Genomic DNA, 2,700 nt, shown 5'->3' on the forward strand with positions numbered 1-2,700 from the left:
AGGGTGGCGTCGTCGGCGTACTCCAGGTGGCTGCCCACCGGGATGCCGTAGGCCAGCCGGGTCACCTTCACCTGGAAGGGCTTGAGGAGCCGGGACAGGTACATGGCGGTGGCCTCCCCCTCGGTGTCCGGGTTGGTGGCCATGATTACCTCGGCCACGCCCCCCTTGGCCACCCGGTCTACCAGCTCCTTCACCCGGATGTCGTCGGGGCCCACGTGGTTCATGGGGGAGATCACCCCGTGGAGCACGTGGTAGAGGCCGGGGTACTCCCGGGAGCGCTCCATGGCCACCACGTCCTTGGGGTCGGCCACCACGCAGATCACCGAGGTGTCCCGCTTGGGATCCTGGCAGATGGGGCACAGCCCCTCCCCCTCGGAGAAGTTCTGGCACACCGGGCAGCAGTGGATGGAGGCCTTGGCGCCCACAATGGCGTCGGCAAAGGCGGCGGTCTCCTCCTCCGGCAGGGAGAGGACGAAGAAGGCCAGCCGCTGGGCGGTCTTGCGGCCGATGCCGGGCAGGCGGGCGAACTGCTCCACCAGCCGCTCCAGCGCGGGCGGAAGGTACTGCATCGGTCACACCCCCCGCAGGGCGGCGATGGCCGCCGCCGGATCTTCCGCGCCGTACACGGCGGAGCCGGCCACCAGGGTGTCCGCCCCGGCGGCAATCACCGCCGCCGCCGTCTTGGGGCCGATGCCGCCGTCCACCTCCAGCCGGCAGGCGGGGTTGTACTTCTCAATCAGCTCCCGCACCTGGCGGATGGTGTCCAGCTGGTTCTCCAGGAAGGCCTGGCCGCCGAAGCCGGGCTCCACCGTCATCACCAGCACCATGTCCAGGCCTTCCAGGTAGGGCAGCACCGCCCGGGCGGCGGTGATGGGCCGCAGGGCCACCGCCTTCTTGACCTTGCAGGCCTCCATGCGCCGCAGGGCCTCGGCGATGCCGGTGGGGTGGTCGGCCTCCAGGTGGACGGACAGGAGATCCGCCCCCGCCTGAGCAAAGGCCTCCACATACCGCACCGGCTTGTCGATCATCAGGTGCACGTCCAGGAACAGGTCGGTGCATCTGCGGATAGACTTTACCACCGGCACGCCGATGGTGATGTTGGGCACGAAGCAGCCGTCCATCACGTCCACATGGAGCCAGTCGGCGGAGGACACCCGGTGAATGTCCCGCTCCAAGTTGGCAAAATCTGCCGAGAGGATGGACGGGGCAATTTTAATCATTTTTTTACCACTCCTTGAAGGGAAGTTCAGAATTGTGTGGTAGGATAAGCCGTGGCGCCCGGGACAGGCCCGGGGCAAACCGGTAGCGGGGCACATAGGATACGGCAAGCGGACGCCGCCCGGGGCCCCGCCGGGGCTCCCCTCCGCCCACGGGCGCCGGCCCGGCGGCCCCTGCCCCGGGGGAAACGGCTCTGCTTCGCATAAAGGTTCAGGGTCGGCCCTGTCCCTGACAGGGTTGACCCTGAACCATGGAACGCCTCGCAGAGTTTTCGCCGCTTGCGGCGAAAATAAAGGAATAAAAAGTCCGGAGCAGGACATGCGCCTGCGCAGGACACCGATACTTGCCCGCACTGGCGGGCAACCGCCTCCGCACTGCGGAGGCGAGGGGGGTATCGGATTGCCTGTGCCGCCTAAAGGCGGCGCGGGAAATCCGTATCTAGGGGGGACAAAGTCCCCCCTAGAGGGAGTTCAATCGTACACGTTCTTGGTGCTGCACTCCCGGGCCTGATATCCGGCGGCGCGGAGGGCCTCCAGGATTGTCTTCTTGTGGGCGTGGCCGAAGGCCTCCAGGGTGACCCGCAGCTCCACGCCGCTCTGGCGGTTGATGTTGACGAACTGGTTGTGCTCCAGCCGGATCACGTTGCCGTTGGCCTCGGCCACGATCTGGGCCACCCGCAGCAGCTCGCCGGGACGGTCAGGCAGCTGGACGGAGAAGGTGAACACCCGGCCCCGGTTGATCAGCCCGTGCTGCACCAGGGAGGCCACGGTGATCACGTCCATGTTGCCGCCGGAGAGGACAGGCACCACGTTCTTGCCCTTGCACTTCAGGTGGTACAGGGCGGCGATGGGCAGCAGGCCGGCGTTCTCCACGATCATCTTGTGCTTCTCCATCATGTCCAGGAAGGCGTCCACCAGCTCGTCGTCGTCGATGGTGATGATGTCGTCGATATTCTTCTGGATATAGGGGAAGATCTGGTCACCGGGGGTTTTCACCGCCACGCCGTCGGCAATGGTCTCCACCCTGTCCAAGGTGACCACGTGGCCCGCCTCCACGCTGGCCTTCATGGAGGCCGCGCCGGTGGGCTCCACGCCGATCACCGTCACGTTGGGGTTGAGCAGCTTGGCCAGGGTGGACACGCCGGAGGCCAGCCCGCCGCCGCCGATGGGCACCAGGATCACGTCCACATCGGGGAGATCCTGGAAGATCTCGTAGGAGATGGTGCCCTGCCCGGTGGCCAGGGCGGGGTCGTTGAAGGGGTGGACGTAGGTGAGCCCCTCCTCCTGGGCCAGCCTGGCGGCCAGCTCGGCGGCGTCGTCGAAGGTCTCCCCGTGGAGCACCACCTTGGCCCCGTAGTCCTTGGTGTTGTTCACCTTCACCAGGGGGGTGGTGGTGGGCATGACGATGGTGGCCTCCACCCCGGCGTGCTGGGCGGCGTAGGCCACGCCCTGGGCGTGGTTGCCCGCGGAGGCGGTGACCAGC

General features: G+C 67.1%; 3 protein-coding genes. All 3 read right to left on the minus strand.

The genetic code is table 11. The features are described 5' to 3' along the window. Window positions 1–569 (minus strand): recombination mediator RecR (gene recR / locus QZ378_RS12615; RefSeq protein WP_291258520.1); only part of this gene is annotated, 569 nt, incomplete at its 3' end. Window positions 570–572: 3 nt separating this feature from the next. Then, window positions 573–1,220: a ribulose-phosphate 3-epimerase gene (gene rpe, locus QZ378_RS12620; RefSeq protein ID WP_191529315.1), complete on the minus strand. Its 648-nt coding sequence runs from the start codon at window positions 1,218–1,220 to the stop codon at window positions 573–575. A 468-nt stretch (window positions 1,221–1,688) separates the two neighbouring features. Further along, window positions 1,689–2,700: threonine ammonia-lyase (locus QZ378_RS12625; RefSeq protein WP_291258521.1), on the minus strand; the 1,012-nt coding region annotated here is incomplete at its 5' end.

The sequence above is a fragment of the Flavonifractor sp. genome (assembly GCF_019422385.1).
Classification (GTDB): domain Bacteria; phylum Bacillota; class Clostridia; order Oscillospirales; family Oscillospiraceae; genus Flavonifractor; species Flavonifractor avistercoris.

What these genes read in the sequence shown, in the direction of transcription:
- rpe (WP_191529315.1), bottom strand. Translation starts at nt 1,220, where the DNA reads ATGATTAAAATTGCCCCGTCCATCCTCTCGGCAGATTTTGCCAACTTG.